Origin of the sequence: Sorangium sp. So ce887 (assembly GCF_051521455.1) — a bacterium.
GTDB lineage: Bacteria > Myxococcota_A > Polyangia > Polyangiales > Polyangiaceae > Sorangium.
In genome coordinates, this window is sequence record NZ_CP150354.1 from 5,786,387 (window position 1) to 5,810,000 (window position 23,614).

Genomic DNA, 23,614 nt, shown 5'->3' on the forward strand with positions numbered 1-23,614 from the left:
GCGAGCTCATGATGCGCCATCCGCTCCGGAGCTGTCTACACGATTCGACGTAGAGACATCCGGCGAGGCCCTACACACGCGGCCCCGAAGAGCTCCCGGCGCCCGCTCGGCCGACGGCGTAGGCGATCCCGCTCTGCAGTGTCCCGCGGATCACGATGCGCGACAGGTCGATGTCGAGCCGGATGAGCGCCTGAGCGACCTCGCCGCGGATGCCCGTCAGCACGGCCTGGGCCCCGAGCAGCCGGAGGGCGTTCGCCGCGTTGATCAGGGCGTTCGCCACGCGGTGATCGACCCCCTTGATCCCGGTGACATCGATGATGACGACGCGCGCGCTGCTCCTGGCCGCGCCGTCGAGCAGGGTTTGCAGCACGTCCTCCGCGCGCTCCTCGTCGAGCGTGCCGATGAGCGGCATGACCATGACGTCGTTGGTGATGGGCACGAGCGGGGTCGACAGCTCCGAGATCTTCGCCCGCTGGAACCGGATCACCTCCTCATGCAGCTGGGCGCGGGCCTCCTCGGCGCGCTCACGCTCGCCGAGCTCGTGCAAGAGGCGCAGGTTGGTCTCCCGGAGCTCCTCGCCCTGCGCCGAGAGGCGCTCGTTCGCCTGCGAGAGCTCCTCCGTGCGCTCCCGCACCTCCCGCTCCAGCCGCTCGTTCGCCGCCCGGAGCTCGGCGCTGACGGCCGTGAGGTCGGTGTAGAGCAGCGCGTTCTCGACCGCCACCGCGGCCTGCGAGGAGAGGAGCCGCAAGAGCGCGATGCGATCGGCGGTGAACGCGTGCTCGGCGAGGTGGTTCTCCAGGTACAGCACGCCGCTCAGCCGGCCCTGGTGCAGGAGCGGCAAGCCGAGGATCGATCTCGGCCGGCGCGCGATCACGTGCGGATCGCCGGCGAGGCGCGGATCGTCCGCCGCGCGCCCGATCACGAGCGCCTCGCGCGAGCGCGCCACGTAGTGCACGACCGAGCGGGCCAGATCGAGGCGCGCCTCCAGGGGCATCGAGAGCCCGAGGCTCACCATGTCGGGGTCGACCGAGATCATCGCCTCGACCGTCAGCACCTCGCCGCGCGACAGGATCAGGAACCCCCGGCTCGCCCCGGCGCTCTTGATCACGATGCGCAGCACCTGATCGAGCACCTTGTCCAGCACGATCTCGCTCGAGATGGCCTGCGCTGTCTCGAGGACCGTGGCGAGATCGAAGCTCTCCCCCGCGGCGAGCCCTTGCAGCGCGGTGCTCGTCGGCGAGAGCGCGAGAGGCCCGCCCTCGGCCGACGGGACGGCCGGCGCGAGCTCCTCGCGCAGCGCCTCGGCCTTCTCGCTCGCCCCCCAGCGCTCGTACAGATAGAGCGCCCTGCGCAGGAAGATGCCGGCGAACTCGGCCCTGCCCTGGGCGAGCCAGAACCTGCCGTAAAGCTCGTTCCCGAGCGCCTGGTTGTTGATGTAGTCGGCCTGACGCGCCGCCTCGATCCCCCGCTCGTAGAGGTCCATGGCCTCGGCCCTCCGCCCCTCGACGCGGGCCTGCTCGGCGAGCAGGAGCAGGTATTTGTGAAGGACGTTGTCCGGCCCGGCGTCGGCCCACCGCTTCATCCGCACGAGGAGCCGCTCCAGCTGCTCCTCGTGCTCCCGCCGCTCGGCGCCCTCGGCGCTCTCGCACACGGCGATCCGCATGAGCGCCGCATAGAACGTCGCCTCGGGCACCTTGGCGTGCGTGGGCAAGGCGCCCTCGATCACGGCGAGCTTCGGCATCAGATCGGCGAAGCTCGCCCTGTCGCCGAACAGATAGGCATTCCGGATCTTGGCGTGGACGAGCCACCCCATGTGGTAGGGCGAGCCGCCGTGCCTCGCCGTGTAGGACGCCTCGTCGAACGCGCCGTCGTCGAAGCTGAGACGGCTCTTCGTGAGCCCTTGCAGGCATTTCAGGGGCTGGATCACGCCCGCGAGGAGGATATCGATGATGTCCTGGCTCCGGGCGCGCCGCAGGAACGCGAGGTGCGTGTCGGTGAGCTGCGCGAGCTCCGCGAGGGGCATCCCGTAGGTGAGCCGGTCCGAGCCGCTCTGGCTGATCATGTAGCCCATGGCCGTCCAGTCGCCGGCCTGGAGCCCGAGATCGTAGACGCGGTCGTAATAGGGATCTGCCCTCCGCAGCGGCTGCGTCCAGCTGTGCACGTCCGCGGAGAAGATGTGGTAGGTCTTGGCCCGGAGGACGAGGTTGTCGAGCTGGTCCGCGAGCTCGATGGCCATCCGGCCGAACCGATAGGCCGTCTCGTACTCGCCGAGCAGCGGGCCCACCACCATGCCGTACGCGACGTATCCGAAGGCGGACATATCGCTGTTCCCGTGCTGCAGCGAGAGCGTCACCATCTTCACGATGGCGAGGTTCGCGAGCGTCTGATCGCTCGAGTTGTAGGCCCCGAAGAACAGGTTGACGAGGAGCTCCAGCGTCACCGGGTGCTCGGGGCGCGTCGTCCTCGGGGCGTGGGCGAGCTCCTCGATGCTCCGCCCTCCGAGGAGGACCGGCACCGCCTCGAGCTCCCGCTCGAGCAGCGCGGCGACCTCGGCCCTGTCCTCGGGGATGGGGCACCCGAGGAGCCGGAGGCCGGCCTTCTGGACCAGGGTCGCCTCGTGGTTGCGCCACTGGAGCAGGTACTGGTTCGCCTGGACGAGCTGGATCGAGACCTTGTCCATCGCCGTCCGGGCGCAGGCGAGCGCCGCGGCGCAGAGCCGCTCGGCCTCCTCGAACGCGCCGCACAGCGACTCGACCTCGGCGCGCTCCCTGTGGAGCGCGAGGGCGAGCTCGTAGTGGTCGTCGAAGCCGCCGCGGGGCAGAAACCCCATGCCCGCGCGGAAATAGCCGGCGGCGGCCTCGTAGGCGGTGGCCGCCTTGGCCCTCCTGCCGGCGGCGAGGTTCAGCTCGGCGGCCGTGGCCTGCTCCGCGGGGGAGGTCACGATGGGCGCCGCGATGTTGACGTGGTTGACGATGTCGAAGAGCGCCTCCTCCCGCGCGGCGCCCTCGCTGCTGGCGAGCATGAGCCGCCCGATCCTGAGGTGGACCTCTCTCCTGTGATCCTCGCCGATGAGCGAGTAGGCCGCCTGCTGGACGCGATCGTGCAAGAAGCGGTAGTTGACCCGCCAGTCGACGCCGGTCTGCGCCTCGCCGTCGGTCGCGTGCGCGAGGCGGTAGTCGGCGTCGACGGGCGCGATCAGGCCCTCTTGCAGGATCCTCCACAGCGCGGCCACGGTCTCGTGCGGCGGCCGCTCGCTGATGACCGCGAGCGTGCGCAGGTCGAACTCGTGCCCGATGCACGCCGCGAGCCGGAGGACGCGCACGAGCTCGGGATCGAGCTCCTCGATCTTGCGCGCCATGAACTCGACGACGTTGTCGGTGACCGTGCGCCGCCGGATGCCGTCGAGCTCCCAGGTCCAGGCGCCCGCGTGGAAGCGGAGCAGGCCCTCGGCGTGGAGCGAGACAAGGAACTGCCGCACGAAGAACGGGTTGCTCTGGGTCCGGTCGAACACCACGCGGGCGAGCGGCTCGACCTCGGCGCGGGACGCGGAGAGCGCGTCCGAGAGCAGCTCGGCCACGTCGGCGAGGGCGAGCGGCTCGAGCCTGAGCTCGCGGAGCGGCGCGCCCGCCTTCTCGATCTCGCCGAGCGCGACGCGGAGCGGGTGAGCCGCGTACACCTCGTTGTCCCGGAAGGCGCCGATCACGAGCAGGTGGCCGCGCTCCGGATCCGCGGCGAGGACCTGGAGCAGCTTGAGCGAGGCGGGGTCAGCCCATTGCAGGTCGTCCAGGAAGAGGACGAGGGGGTGCTCGGCGGTCGCGAAGACGCGGACGAACGCCTTGAAAGTCGCGTGGAAGCGGCCCTGCGACTCCGCCGGCGCGAGCTGCTGGACCGGGGGCTGCGGGCCGACGATCCACTCGAGCTCCGGGATCAGGTCGACGAGGAGCTGCCCGCTCGTGCCGAGCGCGCGGCCGAGCTCGGTGCTCCAGCGCGCGAGCTGCTCCGGCCGCTCGGTGAGGATGTGCCGGATGAGCTCGCGGAACGCCCGCGCGAGGGAGGTGTACGGCGCGCCGCGGTTCAGCTGGTCGAACTTTCCCGCGGTGAAATAGCCCCCTCGCTGGGCGATGGCCCTGTGCATCTCGTTCACGAGGGCCGACTTGCCCATGCCCGAGTACCCCGACACGAGGAGGAGCTCGCCCTCCCCGCCTGCGGCGCGCTCGAAGGCGGCGAGCAGCGCGCGCTCCTCCTCGGCGCGGCCGTAGAGCTTCTGCGGGATGCGCAGCGTGTCCGGGATGTCGCGCTGGCCGAGCGCGAAGGGCGCCACCGCGCCGGAGGTCGAGAGCTGGCGGAGGCACGCGTCGATGTCGGCGAACAGGCCGAAGGCGCTCTGGTACCGGTCCTCTGCGTTCTTGGCGAGGAGCTTCATCACGATCCGCGACACCGCCTCGGGCATGTCCGGGACCCGCTCGGGCGGGGGCACGGGCGTCCGCGCGATGTGGCCGTGGATGAGATCCATCGGGTTGCTCTCGCTGAACGGCAGGACGCCGGTGAGCATCTGGTAGAGGGTCACGCCGAACGAGTAGAGGTCGGTGCGGCGGTCGATCACGCGGTTCATCCGGCCGGTCTGCTCGGGCGACATGTACGCGAGCGTCCCCTCGAGCGCCTCGGGGCTCACCGCCTGCTGCGTCTCCTGCGGGAGCAGCGTGGCGATGCTGAAGCCGGCGAAGTGGACCTCGAGCGTGTCCGGATCGACCAGGAGGTTGTGCGGCTTGACGTCCTTGTGAATCACCTTGCGGCGGTGGATCTCGTCGAGGACCCGGGCCGCCGAGCGGGCGATCGTCAGGGCCGCCTTGAGCTCCAGCCGGCCGGCGCGCAGGAGGTCGTGGAGCGTCGTCCTGCTCGGCATCTCGAGCACGAGGGCGAGGCCGTTCTTGTGCTTCTCGATCCCGTACGCCTTGACGACGCCCTCGACGTCGAGCTCGCACAGGACGTTGTACTCGTGCCGGAGCGCCGCGAGCTCGCGCGAGCTCGGGAACTCGCTCTTCAGGACCTTGAAGACAGCAGGCTTGCGCTCGTCGCCCCAGGTGCCTTCGAACACCTCGATGCTCGAGTCGCTGTAAATCTGCTGGCTCACAGTACAGGTTGCGGAGAGCATCTCACCTCGCCACGGCGCTGGACCTCCGGCCGACACTGCCGCTCACGCCGAGCAGACAGGACGGACGGTGGTCTCGCAGAATCGCACCGTGGGCGGATTCTGTCTAGATCGCTTGTCCGCGGATCCCCGTCGAACTGTGGGCGTCCATTCGCACCTGATTGATATTTTGCAGTCCTTGTGTCCCAGCTCTCTCGCTCGAACCGAGCCCGGCGGTCGTGCCCGGCGACGGGCGCGCCGCAGAACTTGCGCGCTGCCGCGTCCCTGTCGCGGCGCGCTATGCGTTGTGGGCTATCTCGCGGGGGACAGGAGCAGCGCGCCATGCGCTGTGGGCTATCTCGCGGAGGACAGGAGGCGAGTAATCCACCTTGCGGCGCTACGCCGACGTCCTGCTCCCCTTCCAGAGCGCGGTCCAGAAGCGTCCCGTCTTCACGGCGGCCTCCGGGGCGGGCTCGAGCGCGGTGTCCACGGCGGGCTTGTCCTTGTGCGCCTGGGCTTCGAGGAACGTGATCAGCCGCTCTCGGAGGGGATAGTACATCGGGTCCTCCAGCACCGCCTGACGGTCCCTCGGGTGCGGGAACGGCACCTCCAGGATCTCGCCCACGCGCGCCCCCGGGCCGTTCGTCATCATCGCGATGCGGTCCGACAGGAACAGGGCCTCGTCCACGTCGTGCGTGACCATCAGCGCCGTCTTCTGGTCCTCTGCCCACAGGTTCATGAGCACCTCCTGGAGCTCGAACCGGGTGAGCGAGTCGAGCATGCCAAAGGGCTCGTCGAGCAAGAGCATCTTGGGCGACAGGGCGAAGGCGCGCGCCAGCCCGACGCGCTGCTGCATCCCGGAGGACAGCTCGCGCGGCTTCTTGTGCATCGACTCCTCGAGCCCGACCAGCTCGAGGTAGTGCGTCGCGATCTCGATGCAGTCCTTCTTGCTCTTCTGCCGGTGGACCTGCTCCACCCCGAGCAGGACGTTCTCGAGCGCCGTCATCCAGTGCAGCAGGCAGGGCGACTGGAACACGACCCCGCGGTCCGGGCCGGGGCCGTGGATCTGCCTGCCCGCGAGGACGATGCCGCCGCTCGTGATCTCGCTCAGGCCCGCGACCATCGACAGCACCGTGGACTTGCCGCAGCCGGAGTGGCCGATGAGCGACAGGAACTCTCCCTTCTTCAGGTTCAGGTCGAAGTTCCGGACGACGATCGCAGGCCCCTTCGGGGTGGGAAACGTCTTTGTGACATTCCAGATCTCGAGATACTTCTTCATGCGACTGCCTCCGCCTCCCGCGCTGCGCCGGACACGCCCTTGCCCGCCTTCGGCCCGGCCCCCGGGCCGAGCAGGTAGTTGATGACCGCGCCGCGGATCTCCTTGAAGCGCGGATCGTGGTTGAGTGCCTTGCGATCCCGCGGGCGCTCGAGATCGACGATCACCCCGGGACCCAGCGTGGCGCCCGGGCCCTTGCTGAGCGGGACGATCCGGTCGGCGAGGAGGATGCCCTCGTCGACGTCGTTGGTGATGAGGAGCACGGTCTTCCGGGTGGCCCGCCAGATCCGCGCGATCTCGTCCTGCAGCGTCGCGCGCGTGAGCGCGTCGAGCGCGCCGAGCGGCTCGTCCATCAGGAGGACCTCCGGTTCCATGGCGAGCGCCCGCGCCACCGAGACCCGCTGGCGCATGCCGCCGGAGAGCTGCGCCGGCTTCTTGTCGCGGGCCGGGGTGAGCTTCACCATGGCGATGTATCGCTCGGTGTGCTCCCGCTTCTTCTCCGCGGGCCAGGACGAGAAGATCTGGTCCACGGCGAGATAGATGTTCTCGTAGACGGAGAGCCAGGGCAGGAGCGAGTAGTTCTGGAAGATGACGCCGCGGTCGGGCCCCGGCCCCTCGACCGCCTTCCCGTTCAGCGTCACCACCCCGGTATCCGGCTGCAGGAGCCCGGCGATGAGCGACATGAGGGTCGTCTTCCCGGCCCCCGAGTAGCCGACCACGGCGACGAACTCGCCCTTCTCGATCTCCAGGTCGATGTCCCTGAGCACCTCGGTGCGGGTGACCCCGGCGCCGTAGCTCTTCCCGACGTTGCGCAGCTCGAGGAGCGCCATGGCCGTCACCCTCCCGCCAGCTTGAGCCTGCGCTCGACGAGGCTCATGAGCGCGTCCAGCAGGAAGCCCACGAGCCCGATGGTGATGATGCACAGGATGATGTGCTCGTAGATGAGGCTGTTGTACTCCTGCCAGAGGAAGCCGCCGACCCCGGGCGAGCCGGTCAGCATCTCCACGGCGACGATGACCAGCCAGGCGATGCCGAGGCTGAGCCGGAAGCCCGTGAACATGTACGGCAGCGCGGCGGGGAGCTGCACCTTGAGCAGCGTCTTCATGCGTGAGAGCCGGAGCACCCGGGCGACGTTCATGTAATCTTGCGGGATCGACCGCACCCCGAGCGCTGTGTTCAGGACCGTCGGCCACATCGAGCACATGGCGATGGTGAAGACGCCGGCCGGGTCCGGCTTCTGGAAGAGCACGAGCCCGAGCGGGAGCCACGCGAGCGGGGAGACCGGGCGGAGGATCTGGATGATCGGATCGAAGCTCGTCCTGAACAGCTTCGAGGCGCCGAGGAAGAAGCCGATGGGGATCCCGAGCAGGATCGCCAGGGTGTAGCCCTTCGCGACCCGCTGGAGCGAGTACCACGTGAAGCGGAGGATGCCCTGGTCGAGCTCTCCCCGCTTCTCGAACGGCTCGAAGATGTAAGGCTTGCTCACCTCCCACGTCTTGAGCGGAGAGGGCAGCGCCTGGGTCCACAGGCTGCTCGCGATGGCCCACAGCCCGATCACGCATGCCACCCCGACGAGGGGCAGGATCAACTTGTCGACTCGAATCCTCGGAGACATCGCTTTCGCCTCGCTCATGCAGCACTCCTCCGCCGCCGCCGCGCTTTCCGTCGGCTCCCGGCGATGTGGGGGTTCATCCCTTCAGGGCGTTGACCGGGAAGGACGTCGCGTACTTCTCCGGGTCCTTCGGGTCGAACGTCACGCCGTCGAACAGCGTCTCGGGCTCGTCGCTCGGGCCGCCGTGCTGGACCCCGAGCTCCTTCATCGCCTCCTCGTAAAGGTCGGGGCGCATGACCTGCTTGACGACCCCCTCGTAGTCCGGCTTCCCCGCCACCATGCCCCAGCGGCGGAACTGGCTGAGCCACCAGAGCGCGTATTTCGCCTGCGGGTAATTGCAGCCCCGGTCGCTGAAGATCATGTAGTCCTTGTCCTCTTTCTTACGACCGTCGCCGTAGTCGTAATGCCCCTGGAGCCGGCCCAGGATGAGCTCCGGCGGACAGTTGATGTACGTGGGCCTCGACACGATGTCGGCCTGCTCGGGGCGGTTGTCGAGCTTGTCGAGCCAGACGCTCGCCTCGTGGAGCGCCTTGAGCACCGCCTTCACCGTCCTCGGGTTCTTGTCGGCGAACTCCGCGGTGAACGCGCACACCTTCTCGGGGTGGTCCTTCCAGAGCTCCTGCGTGGTGATGGCCGTGTAGCCGATCTGATCGGCGATCGCCCTGGCGCCCCACGGCTCGCCGACGCAGAACCCGTCCATCTGGCCCACCTTCATGTTGGCGACCATCTGCGCGGGCGGGATGGTCACGAGCGCGACGTCCTTGTCCGGGTGGATGCCGCCTGCGCCGAGGAAGTAACGGGTCCACATGGCGTGCGTTCCAGGCGGGAACGTCATCGCGAAGGTCATGGGCGAGCCCTTCTCCTTCGCCTCGTCGACGAACGGCCGGAGCGCCTTGGGATCCCCGGCCACCTTGCCCTTCAGGTCGCTTTTCAGCGTGATCGCCTGACCGTTGCGGTTGAGCTGCCACGGGATGACCATGGGCTTCTTCGGCGACCCGAGGAGCCCCATCGTCGAGGCGAGCGGCATGCCGAAGAGCATGTGCGTCGCCTGGAGGTCTCCGTTCGACAGCGAGTCGCGGATCGCCGCCCAGCTCGCGCCCTTCACGATGGTCGAGCTGATGCCGTACTTCTTGAAGAACCCCTTCTCATGAGCGATCACGAGCGGCGAGCAGTCGGTCAGCGCGATGATGCCGAAGCGCAGCTCGGACACCTCCGGCCTGTCGGCGGTCGCCACGAGGGGCGCGGCGTTCGCCGCCGGCGGCCCCGGCTCGCCGGAGCGTGAGTCGCAGGCGGGGAGGAGCGCGGCTCCCCCGAGCCCGAGGGCGCCGCCGAGAAAGCGCCGGCGTTCGAGGGGCATGGCGCTCGGTGCCTCACGCGAAGGTTCTCGTCTCTTCATTCCATCGTCCTTTGCTGTGAATGACCGCGGAGTCGCGGGCGCGTGGAGAGGTACGCGCCCGCCGGTCGGGGCAGAACGGACGGGTTGCGCTCCGGGGGCGCCGTCCGTGAAATCGCCTGTTCGTTCGACGGTGTGCCAGGCCAGCTCCGCAGCGGATCGGCGGGAGGAGATCGATCTCGCGGCGGGTGTGTACCCGGGATGGCATCAACCCTACACGGGCCCATGATCCGCCAAGGACGATGCATGGGCGCGTGTTTCAATCAAGTTTCTATGGAATGTTTTTTCTGCATTCGAAGTCGTGCGCGTCTCGACGTCTCCACGTCTCGACGTTTCCACGTCTCGACGTTTCCACGTCTCGACGTTTCCACGTCTCCACGTCTCCATGTCTCCACGTCGGTTGCCGGGCGGCAGCGTTCCGGGGCCGGGTCCGAACGCCCTCGCTCGACGGATGGATCGCCTTCTCCGGCGGCCGCCAGGTCGGCGTGCGTTGCTTGCCAGGCTGCAGGTGAGGCGGTAGCGTCCGCGCCGCGCGGCTCATCGCCGCGCAGGGCGTGACGGGATGATGCGGTAGGGAGAGGAAGGTAGATGACGAGCGGGTCCGCGAGATGGGTGTGGGCGGCGGCGTGCCTCGTGGCCTGCGGGTGTACGGCCGTGGCCGGGCTCGACAAGCCGTTTCATCTGCAGGAGGGCGGTGGCGCGGGGGGAGAGGGCGCCAGCGGAGGCGGCGGGGCCGGAGGCGGCGCCCCCGAGGGGTGCGAGGACGAGGTGAGCGAAGGGTGCGTCTACGCGCGGTGCGGCGCCGTCCCGGCCAGCGCCCCGGGCGGCGTCTACACGCTCGATCCCGACGGCTCCGGTCCGCTGGAGGCGCTCCAGGCCCACTGCGGTGAGCCGGCCGAGGACGGCGACCGGTGGGCGCTCGTCTACAACAGCGTCGGCGCGGCGGACGGCGCGACGCTGCCGTTCTGGAAGATCCTGTATGCCGACCGGCTCGGCGCCAAGGGGGAGCCGTCGCTCGGCGAAAACCATTACCAGCCTTCCCTGTACGTCGCCGGCCGGGAATACCGCGACGAGGTCGAGGACATCGCCGGGACCGTCGCCGAGGTCCTGCGCGCGACGGCCGAGGGCATCGACACCGCGGACATGCACCTCCTCACGCCGGTCCGCGTCGCCGGGGAGGAGGAGCTCTTTTCGTGGCAGTTCGCCACCGGGTGGTCGTCGCCGGACTTCGACACGGACACGAAGAGCGACGGCAACTGCGCGAGCGTCTATGCGGGCGTCACGCAGCACTACGGGCACTGCTTCGTCTACAACCTCGGCGCGGACGACGACGAGCCGATCGAGGACGAGGGCTGGGGGCCGCACGTGAACACCGCGGCCGCGACGTCGTACGGGCTCTCGAACGATGGCAGCGGCTACACGCGCGTGAAGCGGATCTCCCGCTGGACGCGCTGGTGAGCGCGCCCCGCGGGCTCAGGCCGGGTGCGCCACGAGCGGCAGCGACGTCACCCCGCGGATCGAGAGGGCTCGCCGCCACACCGGCGACCCGGCCAGGGAGAAGCGGCGGACGCGCGGCAGGAGCGCCGCCAACACGAGCCTGGCCTCGAGCCGCGCGAGCGGCGCGCCCAGGCAGAAGTGGATACCGTGCCCGAACGGCAGGTGGGTGACCCCGCTCCGGTCGACGTCGAACCGATGCGCGTCCGGGAAGTGCGCCTCGTCCCGGCTGGCGGATCCGATGATCACGAGCACCTTCGCGCCCTCCGGGAGGCGCACTCCGCCGAGCTCGGTGTCGGCCGTGGCGACCCGGTACACCGACCGCACCGGCGGCTCGTACCGCAGGACCTCCTCGACGAACCTCGGGACCAGCTCCGGATCGGCGCGCAGGCGATCGAGCACCTCCGGGTGCGCGATGAGCTGCAGCGCGCTGTGGCTCAGGAGGTGCACCGTGGTCTCCAGGCCGCCGACGAGGAGCAGGAACAGGAAGCTCATCAGCTCGGCGTCCGTGAGCGACTGGCCGTCTACCTGGGCGCGCAGGAGGTCCGTCACCATGTCGTCGGCGGGCTCGCGGCGGCGGCGGGCCAGCACCTCGGTCAGGTACTGCTCCGCCTCGCGCACCGTGGCGCGGATCTCCTCCATGCGCGCGGTCATGTCCGGCGTGACCGGAGCGATGCTGGTGAGATCGTCGGTCCAGCGCTTGAAGCGCGGGTGAAGGGACGGATCGAGGCCGAGGAGCTCGCCGATGACGCTCGCGGGGAGCGGCATGGCGAGCGACTCCACCCAGTCGACCGGCTCATCCAGCGGCAAGCGCGCCGCGAGGTCCTCGGCGAACGCGCGCACGCGCGCCTCCAGACGGGCCATGGCCGCGGGCGTGAAGGCGCGGTTGACGAGCGACCGCAGGCGGCCGTGCGCTGGCGGGTCGAGGACGAGCATGGAGTCGCCGAACGGGTTGTGCCCGAGCCACGCCGGCTTGGTGGCGGCGCGGAAGCCCTCGGACGAGAACAGCGCAGGGTCCTTGAGGACGGCGACGACGTCGTCGTGGCGGGTCACCGCCCAGAAGCCGCCCGGGTCGACCTGGCACACGGGCGCGTCGCGCCGCAGCTCGGCGTAGGTGGGGTACGGGTCGGCGAGCATCGCGGGGGACATCAGGTTCAGCCGTTCGCTCATGGATCGAGACCTCTCGGATCGGTCGGAGATGGGGCGGCATGGTCGCCTGCCGCGGGGGCGCGCTGCAAGCTCGTCCCCGATGCATGAGAGAAGGAATCACACAGGCGCGGAGGACACGGAGGAGAGGGCGCGAGTCAATGCCGTGCCCTCTGCGGGGAACCAGGCGACGGCTCCGCCGATCAGCGTTCTTTGATGAAGCCCAGGACCGCGGCGCAGAACGCCGCCGCGTCCTCCTCGGGCCACATGTGGGTGGCCCCGCGGACCACCAGGTGCTGCCCGGGGATGCAGCGGGCCGCCGCGCGGGAGACCACGCTGAACAGCGGCCGGGAGAGCTCGCCGTACGCAAGGGTGACCGGCACCTTCAGGCTGGCCAGGTCGCCGCACGTGATGGCCGGGGGCTGGGGCTGCGACAGGAGGAGCGGCATGGTCCGCGCGTTATCCAGGTAGATGGCCTGCCGCTCCGCGGGCTGAGCGGCGAAATAGCCCTCGCGCTGGCCCGAGCCGTCCAGCAGGAGCCTCACGGCTTCCTGGCTGTCACCGCGCTGGACTGCCCCGAAGACGGGGCCGAACATGGCGTTCATGTCGTCCCCCAGCGCGCTCAGCTCGGCGGGATCGGTGACGTACGAGGGCACGCCCGGCTCGTAGACGAAAGCGCTCCTGATCAGCGCTGGATGGCTCAGCGCTGCGCCCAAGGCCACATGGCCGGCGTAAGACCACGCGACCAGGTGCGCGGGGCCCGCGTCGAGGGCGCGAAGGAGCGCGACAAGGTCGTCCGTGTGCGTCTGCACGCCGAGCGGAGGCCAGCTCGATCCCCACGCGCCAGTCCCGAAATAGCGCTGGCTGTAGGCGATGGCCCGGTGATGCTGGCCCACGATGGCGCGATGCCGGTCCCACATCCGGTGGTCCGAGGCCGCTCCGTGCAGGAACACCACCGGGGTGCCCTGCCCCTCCTCCGCACAGGCGAGGTGGGCCCCGTTCACCTCGATGAACCGAGGAGTCTGCGCGCCGTCCGGGCCGCCGTGGCCCGCCAGGGGTGCTGTCGTCATGGGCATGGAGCGATAGCTCGCTCGAGCGCCCGGATCAATTGCCGCGGGGCGACGATGGGAGCAACGCCGTGAACTCGCTCGACATCGAGGTCTCGAGCCCACGCCCGCGCCGGCTCCTGTGGGAAGTGTCATGGGGCCTTCCGGCGCCGGCCCTCCGGGGGGACGGCTCGGGTCAGCAGGTCAATCCGGGGTGATGCTCAGCTCGAACGAGCCGGCAGAGACGTTGTTGTAGCTGTCGACGAAGATGTCGATCGGAGTCCCCGCCCTCGCGCACGTCGCGCTCCTCGCAGTCCTTCAGGATGTCCCCGTCGACAGAACGTGCCACAAGACTGCAATAGCGGAAATGGTGGACACTATTGCGTCCTGGACGAACTTTTCTAGTAAAGAAATAGATCTAACAATCGTGCACTCATGAGATGGCGACGTTGCATAATCGAAACGAGAGAGGGCACGTCCGTGACGCATCGACGCAATTTGGGGGAAGTTCCCGATGGCACATTCAGTGCTTCATAGGACCGCAGCGCCGCCGGCGCGGCCTTCGCCCCCCCTGAGGCCCCGGCGGCGCTGCCTTTTTGTTTGTCTGCGTGGGTTGCGTGCCTGACCGGCTCAGCCTGCCTCCCTGGCGGGCCGGGTCCGTCCGGCACGACGGCGGTGAGAGCCGTTCCCCGTGACGTTGTAGGGTCCGCCGCCCCAGGGCGACGAAGCTCTCCTCTCCCCCGGATCAACTCCCCCGAATCAACGGTTCGAGTGCCGCGACTGCCCATCTCGGTGCAGCCGGCCGCCCTGGACCCTCCGCTTCAGCATCGAGGAAGCCGCGCGATAGGGGGTCTGCCGAGCAGCGCGTGCCGGCGACTTGGCTCGCGAGCACCGCGGCCTCGAGAGAGGCGACCTCCGACGCGTCGAGGGAGAGAATCGAGACTCGATAGCGCGTCCTCGAGCTGTTTGCGCGTGCGATACGGATCCGCGAAGGCCACTTCCGGCGCCGTCGAGCTCGCGGCTCGAACGCCGCGTGGAGCTCGTCGGGCGCGGGCTCGGGCTCTCCGGCGCCCGCGGCCCCTCCGCCCGCCCGTTGTTGACCCGTGACCGGAGGGCGCGCGAAGATCCGGCGCTGCCTTGCTCCACCCCCTGACACGCACTCTCGCCGCACTCCTCGCGCTCGCTGCGGGCGCATGCTCCCGGGGTCCCGCTCCCGGCACGGACGCGGGCGCGGCCCCGGCCGGCAGCGCGGGCGCCTCGATCGGCAGCGCGGCCGCTCCGGTCGATCCCCTGGCGCCGCCGGGCGCCGCGCCGCTGCGCGCGCCGGTCCGGGAGGGCGGCGCCCTCGCCCGCGCGGCGCGCGAGGACGCGCTCTACGTGGCCGACGAGGACCACGGCGTCGTGCGCGTCGTGCCGCTGCCGCTCGACCCCGCGCGTCCCGGCGCAGGCGTGCCCGCGCCGGGACGGCCCGCGCAGGTGCTCGCGCTCGGCGGGCCCGAGGGGCGCGTGCTCGCCACGGTCCGCGACCCGGGGCTCTTGCTCATCCTCCGGCCGGACGCGGCGGCCGGCCTCGTCGAGGTCGGCCGCGTGCCGCTGCCCGCCGACGCGTGGGGCATCGCGGTCACGCCCGACGAGAAGACCGCGATCGTGACGTCGGCGTGGACGCACAAGGTCTCGGCCGTGGACCTCGAGACAGCCAGGACGAGGTGGACGGTCGACGTGGCGCGCGAGCCGCGGGGCGTCGCCGTGCTGCCCGACGGCAGCGCCGCGTACGTGAGCCACCTCGTCGGCGCGGATCTCACGCGGATCGACGATCTCGGCGGGGCGCCGAGGGTCCGGCGCGTCGCCCTGCCCGCGTCGCCGCTGCGCGCCCCGTCGGGCGAGCGGCTCGCGGCGTCGCTGGGCTATGCGCTGGCGCTCTCCGAGGACGGGCGGCGCCTGTTCGCGGCGCGGCACGCGCTCGGCGCCATGGGCCACGCCGCGTGGTTCGGCGCCGCGACCGTGGACGTGCTGATCACCGGCCGGGACGAGCCGCTCGCCCCGCCGCACCACGGCAACCTGCCGGTGCTCCGGTCGGCGTTCGCCGAGCAGGTGATCACGCCGGAGAGCGTCATCACCCTGCCGGGCGCGAGCGTCACGCCCGTCACCCAGCCGCGCGCCGTGGCGTACCGCAAGCGCGCGCGCACGCTGCTCGTGGCGGGCGAGGGCGACGACCTCGTGCTCGAGGTGGACGCGACCGCGGTGGATCCGACGCTCGCGATCGTGAAGAGCTACCCGGTCGGCGGCCGCTATGACCCGCACATCCGCGTGGCGGGCACGTGCGGCGCGCCGACCGGCCTCGCGCTGTCCGCGGACGAGGCGACGGCGTGGGTGTTCTGCCGCTCGACCGGCGACGTGGCGGCGCTCCGGCTGCACGATCCGGCGACGGGCGCGGCCGCGGCGACGGCGAGCTCGGCCGCGGCGTCGGCCGGCGCTGCGCCGACCGCCGCGCCGCCCCCGGAGGGGCCGGCGGCGCTCGTGCACCTCGCCGACGATCCGCTGGGCCCCGAGGTCGCGAAGGGCCGCCGGCTCTTCTACAACGCGCTCGATGGCACGGTGAGCGGCAACCTCGGCTGCGCGGGGTGCCACCCCGACGGGCGCGACGACGGGTACGTCTGGCGCGAGGCCACCTTCAGCACGGCCGACGGCGAGCACGCGAACTTCGTCGGCCGGCCGGAGAACATCCCCGAGGTCGCCAAGAAAAAGGGGGTTCCGCGGCGCACTCCGATGCTCGCCGGCAACGTCGGTGCGGCCGGGCCGTACGGCTGGCATGGCGAGAGCGACGATCTCGTCTCGAGGCTCCAGACGGGCATGGGGCTGCACCGCTGGGGCGGGCTGCCGATCGACCACACGCCGGCCGGCGTCGCGGCCCGGGCCACGGCTCTCGCGATGTTCCTCCGCCGGGGCCTGGTGACGCCGCCGCGCGCCGAGGGGGCGCCCGACGAGCGGGTGAAGCGCGGCCAGGAGATCTTCCGCAGCGACGAGGCGAAGTGCTCGCGCTGCCACGTGCCCGAGAGCGAGTACACGGATCGCATGGCGTACCCGATGCCGAAGCGGCCGCCGCTGCCGGGTTACGACGAGGATCCGCGCCCCGAGTACAAGACGCCGTCGCTGCGCTTCGTGGGCGGGCGGCCGCCCTACCTGCACGACGGGCGCGCCGGCACGCTCGCGGAGCTCATCGAGCAGAACGCCGACCGGATGGGCAAGACCAGCCACCTGTCGCCCGAGGATCGGGCGGCGCTCGTGGCGTTCCTGGAGACGTTATGAAGCTGCGCTTCGCGTGGATCGCCTGGATGGCCGCCGGAAGTGCCGGCGTCCTGGCCGCGGCTGCCGGCGCATCCGGCGCGCAGCAGGGCGGCGCGCGCGCGGCCGCAGCGCCCGACGCCGGCGAGGAGCGATCCCTCGACGCCGAGCCCTTTCCTGCCGAGCCGTCGAAGCAGCCCACGGCCGCCGAGTGGAAGACCGCGCCTCGCGTCCGCCTCTCCCGCACCGGCCCCGCGGCCGCGGGCTGCCGCGGCTACCGGATGAGGGAGTGGCTGCGCATCCGCTGCCCTGAGCTCACCGTCTCGGCCATCTCGCTGCTCGGCGGGAAGACCGAGGGCGTGGCCTTCTGGATCGATCCTCCCCTCGGCGGCAGCGAGCTCCCCCGCGGCGGCGAGGTGATGTTCCCGATCCGCCGCGGCGACCGGCGCGTGATCCAGATCCTGACCTTCGGCCCGGGCTACGACGGGCCGTTCACCTTGTTGCCGGCGATCGTCGTCCAGGAGCAATGGCTGGACGACGAGCCGGCGCCGACCGTGACCGCCTCCTGAGACACCATGCGATCCCACACCACGCCCCTGCCCCTCTCCGCGCTGCTCTTCCCTGCCGCCGCGTGCGGCGTCCTCGTCGCCGCGTGCGGCGCCTCCCCGGCTGCCCCCGAGGGCGCCCCGCCCCCCGCGCCGTCGCCCGCAGCGCAGGCCGTGCCGGCGAGCCCCTCCGGAGGCGCGGCGACCGCCCCGGCGCCGCCCCAGCCCGGGTCCACCGCGGCCCCGGCGCCGGCCGGCGCCGACCCGGCCGCCGCGCCGCCGGCCGGCAGCGGGCAGGCCTCCGCCTCGGCCGCGCCGGCGCCCCTCTCGGACGGCTGCCCCGACGGCATGGTCCGGGTCCCGGGCGGCAGCTTCGTGATGGGCCCGCTCAAGGTGAAAGCCACCGTGCCGGACCTCTGCATGGACAGGACCGAGGTCACCGCCGAGGCCTACGCCGCGTGCGTCAAGGCAGACAAATGCACGGATTCATTCGCAAATTGCGCAAAGGAAGCGTCGACCTACGGCGTGCCCGGCAAGGAGAAGCAGCCGATGGTCTGCGTCGACTTCCCGCAGGCCGAGGCCTACTGCGCGGCGCAGGGCAAGCGGCTGCCGCGCGACGGCGAGTGGGAGTGGGCGGCCCGCGGCGGCGAGGAGGCGCGGCCGTACCCGTGGGGCGGCGAGGCCCCGAAGGATCAGCTCTGCTGGTCCGGCGGCGGCACCGTGCGCAAGACCGCGTGCGACGTGGGGAGCTTCCCCGCCGGCGAAAGCCCGCAGGGCATCCAGGACCTGGCCGGCAATGTCTTCGAGTGGACGACGAGCGCCAACGACGGTAGCGGCAAGATGCGCGTCGCCCGCGGCGGCAGCTGGCGTGACGGCATCCCGCCGCTCGTCAGGACGGCGCGGCCGGGAGGGTTCGAGGTGACCTACCGCTGCGGGTTCCTCGGCATCCGCTGCGTCGTCGAGCCGGCGGCGCCGGCGGCCAAGTAGGTCGCGCCGCGTCGGTCAGCGCTCGGCGCGTCCGGAGACGCTGTCGATACAACACCAGCGATCGAGTGGACACCTTGTGGCATCGCGCTCGGCTTCGCGGGCGGTGCTGTATCCTCCGCGCCGATGAATTGACCCCATCGCCCCGCGCCCCACAGGCAGCGTCCCATCGCGCGCGCAAGCAGCAGAGTCGGCACATCCCACCGCGGGCCTTCCGCGCGCTCACGAGCCCAGCGTCGAAGGAGCGAGCATGACAGAGCATGACAGCGCAAGTTGACCGCGCCCGCCGGGCTCGCGGACGCCTGCTCCGCCCGCGTCTCGCGGCTTGCCTTCCGGCCCGGCGCGGCGCACCTTCGCGCCCAGCCACCATGCACAGCGACGATCCCTACGTGATGTCCGCCTACGTCAAGCTCCTCGTGGCCGACGCGGAGCGCTCCGCCTCGTTCTACGAGCTCCTCGGCTTCACCCGAGCTCACCAGGATCCGGTGTTCGTCCACCTGCGCTGGGCGCCCCATGCCGATCTCTTCCTCATCGCGACGCCGCCGGGTGTCTCGCTGGCCGGTCAGCGCGGCCTCGGCGTGATCGTCTGTTTCAGCGCGACCGGCGACCTCGGCATCGAGACGATCGCCGCGCGCGCCGCTGCGGCCGGCGCCGCCGTCGACGGGCCGCGCGACCAGCCGTGGCATACGCGGGAGGTCGTCGTCACCGACCCCGACGGCTACCGCCTCTGCTTCGTCGAGCCGAGCACGGCCCTGCCGGGCTGACGCCCCGCCCGACGACCGGGGACGCGAGCGGGCGAGGCGGGCAGCGCCGTGCGGGCTCGTGTATCATCGCGCCGGCATGTCGTCGGAGCCGTCGCAGCCCAGGCGAATCGGGCGGTATCTGCTGTACAGCCCCATCGCGTCCGGCGGGATGGCGTCCGTGCACCTCGGCCGGCTGGTCGGCGAGGCGGGCTTCGCGCGCACCGTGGCCATCAAGCGGCTGCACCCCCAGCTCGCCGAGGCGCCCGAGATCGCCGAGAGCCTGCGCGGCGAGGCCCGCATCGTCGCGCGCATCCAGCACCCCAACGTGGTCGCCACGCTCGATCTCCTCATCGCCGAGGACGAGGCGTTCCTTGTCATGGACTACGTGCGGGGCGAGTCGCTGGCGCGCCTGCTCCGGGCGGCGCGCGCCCGCGGCGCGCCGGTGCCAGCCCCGATCGTCGCGAGCATCGCGTGCGGAGCGCTCCACGGCCTCCACGCGGCCCACGAGGCGCACAGCGAGTCCGGCGAGCCGCTCGGCATCGTGCACCGGGACGTCTCGCCCGAGAACGTGCTCGTCGGCGTCGACGGGACGGCGCGGCTGCTCGACTTCGGCATCGCCAAGGCCCGCGGGCGGCTCAGCACCACCCGCGGCGGGCAACTGAAAGGCAAGCTGCCTTACATGTCGCCCGAGCAGATCCTCTGCGCCGACGTGACCCGGAGGACCGACGTGTTCGCGGCGGGTGTGGTCCTGTGGGAGGCGCTCGCGGGCCAGCGGCTGTTCGACGGCGGCGACGAGGCCGCGCTCATCGGGGCCGTGCTCGAGCGGCCGATCCCGCCCCCGAGCTCGCTCGCGGCGCACGTGCCGCCGGCGCTCGACGCGATCGTGCTCCGGGCGCTCGAGCGGAACGCCGAGGGCCGCCACCCGACCGCCCGCGAGCTCGCGATCGCCATCGAGGACGCGGTCCCGCTCGCGTCGCCGCGCGCGGTGGGCGAGTGGGTGGAGGAGCTCGCCGGCGACGCGCTCGCGCGGCGGGCGGCCCGCGTCGCGGAGATCGAGAGCGCCTCGGCGGCGGGCCTGGAAGACGCCCGGGCGGCGGGGATGGAGGGCGCCCAGACGGCGGGCTTGGAAGACGCCCAGACGGCGGGCCCGGGCAGCGCGGCGGCGCCCCCGCCTGGGTCCGCGACGTCCAGCGGGCTCTCCATGGCGCTCTCCCCGGGAGACGGCGCGCCGCGCGACGTCCCGCCCGCCGCGACGTCGAAGCGCGCACGCCCGGCCCTCGCGCTGGTAGGTGTGGTGCTCCTCGGCAGCGCGGCCGCGCTCGCAGCGCAATGGGTGCGCCGCGGCCCGCCCGGGCCGGAGGACGCAGCGAGCGCGGCCCACGCGCCCGCGGCGCAGCCCACCGGCACGGGGGTGGTGACGCCAGGCGTGACCGGCGCGCCCCCGACCCCAGCCCTGCCGGCGCCAAGCGCGCCGGGCGCGATGAGCGCGACGCCCACCGCTCCCGCCCCGCCGGCGTCCAGCCCGGAGAGCGCGCCGAGCCCGCCGGCGTCCAGCCCGGAGAGCGCGCCGAGCCCGCCAGCGTCCAGCCCGGAGAGCGCGCCGAGCCCACCGCCGGCGTCGAGCGCCGCCGTGACCGCTCCCGCCTTGAGGCCGGCACGCCCGGCGGCGGGTGCGCGCGCTCCTGCGCCCGCGCCGCGCGCGGCCGGCGCTGCCGCCCAGCGCTGCTCCCCGCCCTATACCGTGGACAAGGCCGGCATACGCCGGCTCAAGCCCGAGTGCATGTGACCCGATGAACGCCTCCTCTCCCGCTCGCGCGCGGCCCGCGCCCACGCTCGCCCTCGCCCTCGCCGTCGCCGCGGCGCTCGCGCTCACCGGCGCCCGCGCCCGCGCCGAGCCTCACAAGCGGGCGTGCGCCGCCGCCTACGAGCGCGCGCAGGGCCTCCGTCGAGACGGCAAGCTCCTCGCGGCGCGGGAGGCGCTCATCGCGTGCTCGCAGCCGACCTGCCCGGCGGCCGCCGTGGCCGACTGCGGGCCATGGCTCGCCGAGGTCGAGAAGAGCCTGCCCACCGTGGTCATCGCCGCCAGGGACGCGCACGGGCGGGAGCGGCTCGACGTGCGCGTGCTCGTGGATGGGCGCCTCCTCGCGGCGGCGCTCGATGGCAAGGCGCTGCCGGTCGACCCCGGCCCGCACACCTTCCGGTACCAGCCCGCCTGGGGCCCCGCGGTCGAGGAGCGTGTGCTGATCCGCGAGGGCGAGAAGAACCGCGCGCTCACCGTGGCCCTGGGCGCCTCCTCGGCCGGCGCGCCGGCCTCTCCTCCGCCGCCTGCCGCGTCGCCGCCTGCCGCGTCGCCGCCTGCCGTGCCGCCGCCCGCCTCGCCTGCCGCGTCGCCGCCTGCCGCGTCGCCGCCTGCCGTGCCGCCGCCCGCCTCGCCTTCCGCCCCGCCGCCCGCCTCGCCTGCCATGCCGCCGCCCGCCTCGCCTGCCGTGCCGCCGCCCGCCTCGCCTGCCGCGCCGCCGCCTGCGGAGCCCGCGGTCCCCGGGCTCGTGTGGGCATCCGGCGCCGTCGGCGCCGCGGGGCTCGCCGTGTTCGCCGTCGCCGGCGCGCTCTCGCTGAGCGCCGAGGCCGACCTGCGCGCCACGTGCGCCCCGCGCTGCGCGGCCGACGAGGTGCGCGCCATCCGCGTCCAGCACGCGGTCGCCGACATCGGCCTCGGCGTGGGCGTCGTCGGGCTGGGGGCCGCGGCGTGGTTCTACGCGACCCGGCCGGCCGCGGCGAGGCCGCCGAAGGCCGGCGCGGGCGCGCCCGGGCCGGCGCTCCGGCCGTTCGTCGCCGGCACCGCTGCCGGCATCGAAGGGGCCTTCTGATGCGTCCCCGGCCGGCCCACGCCGCCGCGGCCGCCCTCGCGGCCGCCCTCGTCTCGGCGTGCACGTTGGTGCGCCCGCTGCACGGCCTCACCTGCGAGCCCGGCGCCGGGAACGCCTCGTGCCTGTACGGCCAGCCGTGCGAGGCCGACGCCGACTGCGCGACGGCCTCGTGCGCCGCGCGCGTGTGCCAGTGCCCCGCCGCCATGGTGACGATCGAGAGCTCGTTCTGCATCGACCAGACCGAGGTGTCGAACGCCGCCTACCGCGCCTTCCTGGCCACGCAGCCGGACGTCGCCGCGCAGGAGCCGTTCTGTCGGTTCAACGACAGCTTCGCGTTCGACACCGGCCCCGGCGCGCCCGACGTGTGCACGACCCGCCGCGAGGACGACCGGCACCCCGCGACCTGCGTCGACTGGTGCGACGCCCGCGCCTTCTGCAAGAGCCTGGGCAAGCACCTCTGCGGCAAGGTCCACGGCGGCCCGCTGCCGTACGGCGGCGACACGGCGCAAGGCGAGTGGTTCGAGGCGTGCAGCGCGGGCGGCGCGCGCTCTCACGCCACAGGTGAGTTCGACGCGCAGCTGTGCAACGGCGACGGCGACGCGACGGTGCCGGTCGGCGACGACGCCAGCATGGCGTGCGAGGGCGGCTATCTCGGCCTGCAGCACATGAGCGGCAACGTCCGCGAGTGGGAAGATGCGTGCTCGGGCGACACCGGCTCCGGCGACCTTTGCAGGACGCGGGGCGGAGCGTTCGACAGCGGGGACGCGCTCGACGAGCTCCGGTGCGACGCGCGCGACGCGCGAGAGCGCGCCGACACGGACCACACGATCGGGTTCCGCTGCTGCAGCGGCTAGCGCCGCGTCGCCCGCGCTCGTCCCTGGTTCCTCGAGAGGCTAGTCCCGACGAGCCCGCGCTCGTCGCGCGGCGCGGGAGTCCCGACGAGCCCGCGGTCGCCGCGCTGCGCGGAGGGTCAGATCAAGGCAACCCCGGCACGTTCATCTGCACGGCGCGCACCTTCGTCCCGCCGCCGACGACCAAGAGGGTCTTGCCGTCGGCGCCGCCGAAAGCGAGGTTGGTGCCGCCGGGGAAGTCGCCGATTGTCTGCCCGTCGGGGTTCAGGATGGTCCCGCCCGAGAGGTACACGTTGCCGTCGCAGTCGACGCCGATGCCGTCGGCGTTGAGCGGAAAATCGCGCTGATTCGACGTCACGCCGGCCGCGTCCACATCGTAGAGGCCTGCGTTCACCACGTAGAGCCGAGTCTGATCGGGCGATAGCGCGATGCCGTTCGGCTGGTCGCCGCCTTGCTTGATGATCGACAACACCCCCTCGGGATCTCGCCTGAACACCGCGCGCCCGACGCCGGGAGGACGATTTCCGACCTCATAGGTCGGGTTCGTGAAATAGATCGTGCCGCTCTGGTGCGCGATCAGATCGTTCGGTGAGTCGAGCAGCCGGTTCATGTACATGTCGGAGAGGATCGTCACCTGCTTGGTGGCGACGTCGAACGAGCTGATCGAGCGGGTCTTGTGGCTCGCGCCCAGCAAATTCCCGTCGAGCGACGCCGCGAGACCGTTCGCGCCCACGTCCGAGATGAACACCTCGCAGCCGCCGCCAGGCGTATATTTGATGATGTCGCCGGTGAAATTGTTGCCTGCGGCGTGCTGCACGAAGTTGGTGAAGAAGAACGCGTTTTGCGCGGCGATCCACGTCGGGCCTTCGTTGTAACCGTAGTTGTACCGGAAACCCTCGCAAACAGCCGTGGATGTGACCGCCTCCGGCGCCGGGAACGGCCCTTCGGGGCACGCCGTCGCCGAGGGCGCCCCGCCCGAGCCGACGGAGCCCCCCGCCCCGCCCGCGCCCCCGGCTCCTGTGCTGCTGCTGCTGCCGCTGCTGCTGCTGCCGCCGCCGCTGGTGCTGGTGCTGGTGCTGCCCCCGCCGCCGGTGCCAGCCGCGTCTCCCCCGGCGCCTCCCGCGCTGCCGGTCGGCTGCGGCGGGGGCTGCTCGGTGTCTGCCGCGTCGCTGCATCCGACGAAGCTCGCCAATACCGCCAATCCAACCCAGTAGAAGCTGTGAAGTCTCATGATGCTCCGAGGGTAG

General features: G+C 72.0%; 16 protein-coding genes. 8 read left to right on the forward strand and 8 right to left on the reverse strand.

What is annotated here, in order from left to right; translation table 11 throughout:
* Positions 1-70: 70 nt before the first annotated feature.
* The 5 genes from WMF36_RS21625 to WMF36_RS21645 all read right to left on the reverse strand — a co-directional run bounded on the left by WMF36_RS21625 (position 71) and on the right by WMF36_RS21645 (position 9,373).
* On the reverse strand, positions 71-5,131 hold the full coding sequence (locus WMF36_RS21625; protein ID WP_437581513.1) for an AAA family ATPase: 5,061 nt from the start codon (positions 5,129-5,131) through the stop codon (positions 71-73).
* A gap of 394 nt (positions 5,132-5,525) precedes the next feature.
* A complete protein-coding gene (locus WMF36_RS21630; RefSeq protein ID WP_437581514.1) occupies positions 5,526-6,407 on the reverse strand; it encodes an ABC transporter ATP-binding protein in 882 nt (293 codons plus the stop codon).
* Positions 6,404-7,234: an ABC transporter ATP-binding protein gene (locus WMF36_RS21635; RefSeq protein ID WP_437581515.1), complete on the reverse strand. Its 831-nt coding sequence runs from the start codon at positions 7,232-7,234 to the stop codon at positions 6,404-6,406. The genes WMF36_RS21630 and WMF36_RS21635 overlap by 4 nt, the downstream gene beginning before the upstream one ends.
* A gap of 5 nt (positions 7,235-7,239) precedes the next feature.
* Positions 7,240-8,037 (reverse strand): nitrate ABC transporter permease, encoded by a 798-nt coding sequence (ntrB, locus tag WMF36_RS21640; RefSeq protein ID WP_437581516.1) that lies wholly within the window; start codon positions 8,035-8,037, stop codon positions 7,240-7,242.
* Positions 8,038-8,092: 55 nt separating this feature from the next.
* Positions 8,093-9,373, reverse strand: coding sequence for a CmpA/NrtA family ABC transporter substrate-binding protein (locus tag WMF36_RS21645; RefSeq protein ID WP_437581517.1), 1,281 nt, complete (start codon positions 9,371-9,373; stop codon positions 8,093-8,095).
* A gap of 624 nt (positions 9,374-9,997) precedes the next feature.
* On the opposite strand from WMF36_RS21645, the gene WMF36_RS21650 reads away from it, so the two are divergent.
* On the forward strand, positions 9,998-10,867 hold the full coding sequence (locus WMF36_RS21650; RefSeq protein ID WP_437581518.1) for a fibrinogen-like YCDxxxxGGGW domain-containing protein: 870 nt from the start codon (positions 9,998-10,000) through the stop codon (positions 10,865-10,867).
* A 15-nt stretch (positions 10,868-10,882) separates the two neighbouring features.
* Here WMF36_RS21650 and WMF36_RS21655 read toward each other — a convergent pair whose 3' ends face one another.
* Complete coding sequence (locus WMF36_RS21655) at positions 10,883-12,073, reverse strand: cytochrome P450 (protein ID WP_437581519.1); 1,191 nt, start codon at positions 12,071-12,073, stop codon at positions 10,883-10,885.
* A gap of 179 nt (positions 12,074-12,252) precedes the next feature.
* The gene (locus tag WMF36_RS21660; RefSeq protein WP_437581520.1) at positions 12,253-13,119 is read right to left on the reverse strand and encodes an alpha/beta fold hydrolase; all 867 of its coding nucleotides are present in this window, start codon (positions 13,117-13,119) and stop codon (positions 12,253-12,255) included.
* Between the two features lie 1,113 nt (positions 13,120-14,232).
* Here WMF36_RS21660 and WMF36_RS21665 point away from each other — a divergent pair.
* From WMF36_RS21665 to WMF36_RS21695, 7 genes are all read left to right on the forward strand, one after another.
* Positions 14,233-16,401, forward strand: coding sequence for a hypothetical protein (locus tag WMF36_RS21665; RefSeq protein ID WP_437581521.1), 2,169 nt, complete (start codon positions 14,233-14,235; stop codon positions 16,399-16,401).
* Positions 16,398-16,946 (forward strand): hypothetical protein, encoded by a 549-nt coding sequence (locus WMF36_RS21670; RefSeq protein WP_437581522.1) that lies wholly within the window; start codon positions 16,398-16,400, stop codon positions 16,944-16,946. Before WMF36_RS21665 ends, WMF36_RS21670 begins: the two co-directional genes overlap by 4 nt.
* 6 nt (positions 16,947-16,952) lie before the next feature.
* Positions 16,953-17,909, forward strand: coding sequence for a formylglycine-generating enzyme family protein (locus WMF36_RS21675; RefSeq protein ID WP_437581523.1), 957 nt, complete (start codon positions 16,953-16,955; stop codon positions 17,907-17,909).
* Positions 17,910-18,274: 365 nt separating this feature from the next.
* Positions 18,275-18,670 (forward strand): VOC family protein, encoded by a 396-nt coding sequence (locus WMF36_RS21680; RefSeq protein ID WP_437581524.1) that lies wholly within the window; start codon positions 18,275-18,277, stop codon positions 18,668-18,670.
* A gap of 76 nt (positions 18,671-18,746) precedes the next feature.
* On the forward strand, positions 18,747-20,435 hold the full coding sequence (locus tag WMF36_RS21685) for a serine/threonine-protein kinase (RefSeq protein WP_437581525.1): 1,689 nt from the start codon (positions 18,747-18,749) through the stop codon (positions 20,433-20,435).
* A 4-nt stretch (positions 20,436-20,439) separates the two neighbouring features.
* A complete protein-coding gene (locus tag WMF36_RS21690) occupies positions 20,440-21,516 on the forward strand; it encodes a hypothetical protein (protein ID WP_437581526.1) in 1,077 nt (358 codons plus the stop codon).
* The gene (locus tag WMF36_RS21695; RefSeq protein ID WP_437581527.1) at positions 21,516-22,370 is read left to right on the forward strand and encodes a formylglycine-generating enzyme family protein; all 855 of its coding nucleotides are present in this window, start codon (positions 21,516-21,518) and stop codon (positions 22,368-22,370) included. The genes WMF36_RS21690 and WMF36_RS21695 overlap by 1 nt, the downstream gene beginning before the upstream one ends.
* 121 nt (positions 22,371-22,491) lie before the next feature.
* Here the strand turns inward: WMF36_RS21695 and WMF36_RS21700 are convergent, their stop codons facing one another.
* The gene (locus WMF36_RS21700; protein ID WP_437581528.1) at positions 22,492-23,598 is read right to left on the reverse strand and encodes an SMP-30/gluconolactonase/LRE family protein; all 1,107 of its coding nucleotides are present in this window, start codon (positions 23,596-23,598) and stop codon (positions 22,492-22,494) included.
* Positions 23,599-23,614: the final 16 nt, after the last annotated feature.

Coding starts and splice junctions, on each gene's coding strand:
- WMF36_RS21630 (WP_437581514.1), bottom strand. CDS start 6,407: ATGAAGAAGTATCTCGAGATCTGGAATGTCACAAAGACGTTTCCCACC.
- WMF36_RS21635 (WP_437581515.1), bottom strand. CDS start 7,234: ATGGCGCTCCTCGAGCTGCGCAACGTCGGGAAGAGCTACGGCGCCGGG.
- ntrB (WP_437581516.1), bottom strand. CDS start 8,037: ATGAGCGAGGCGAAAGCGATGTCTCCGAGGATTCGAGTCGACAAGTTG.
- WMF36_RS21645 (WP_437581517.1), bottom strand. CDS start 9,373: ATGCCCCTCGAACGCCGGCGCTTTCTCGGCGGCGCCCTCGGGCTCGGG.
- WMF36_RS21650 (WP_437581518.1), top strand. CDS start 9,998: ATGACGAGCGGGTCCGCGAGATGGGTGTGGGCGGCGGCGTGCCTCGTG.
- WMF36_RS21655 (WP_437581519.1), bottom strand. CDS start 12,073: ATGAGCGAACGGCTGAACCTGATGTCCCCCGCGATGCTCGCCGACCCG.
- WMF36_RS21660 (WP_437581520.1), bottom strand. CDS start 13,119: ATGACGACAGCACCCCTGGCGGGCCACGGCGGCCCGGACGGCGCGCAG.
- WMF36_RS21670 (WP_437581522.1), top strand. CDS start 16,398: ATGAAGCTGCGCTTCGCGTGGATCGCCTGGATGGCCGCCGGAAGTGCC.
- WMF36_RS21675 (WP_437581523.1), top strand. CDS start 16,953: ATGCGATCCCACACCACGCCCCTGCCCCTCTCCGCGCTGCTCTTCCCT.
- WMF36_RS21680 (WP_437581524.1), top strand. CDS start 18,275: ATGCACAGCGACGATCCCTACGTGATGTCCGCCTACGTCAAGCTCCTC.
- WMF36_RS21685 (WP_437581525.1), top strand. CDS start 18,747: ATGTCGTCGGAGCCGTCGCAGCCCAGGCGAATCGGGCGGTATCTGCTG.
- WMF36_RS21690 (WP_437581526.1), top strand. CDS start 20,440: ATGAACGCCTCCTCTCCCGCTCGCGCGCGGCCCGCGCCCACGCTCGCC.
- WMF36_RS21695 (WP_437581527.1), top strand. CDS start 21,516: ATGCGTCCCCGGCCGGCCCACGCCGCCGCGGCCGCCCTCGCGGCCGCC.
- WMF36_RS21700 (WP_437581528.1), bottom strand. CDS start 23,598: ATGAGACTTCACAGCTTCTACTGGGTTGGATTGGCGGTATTGGCGAGC.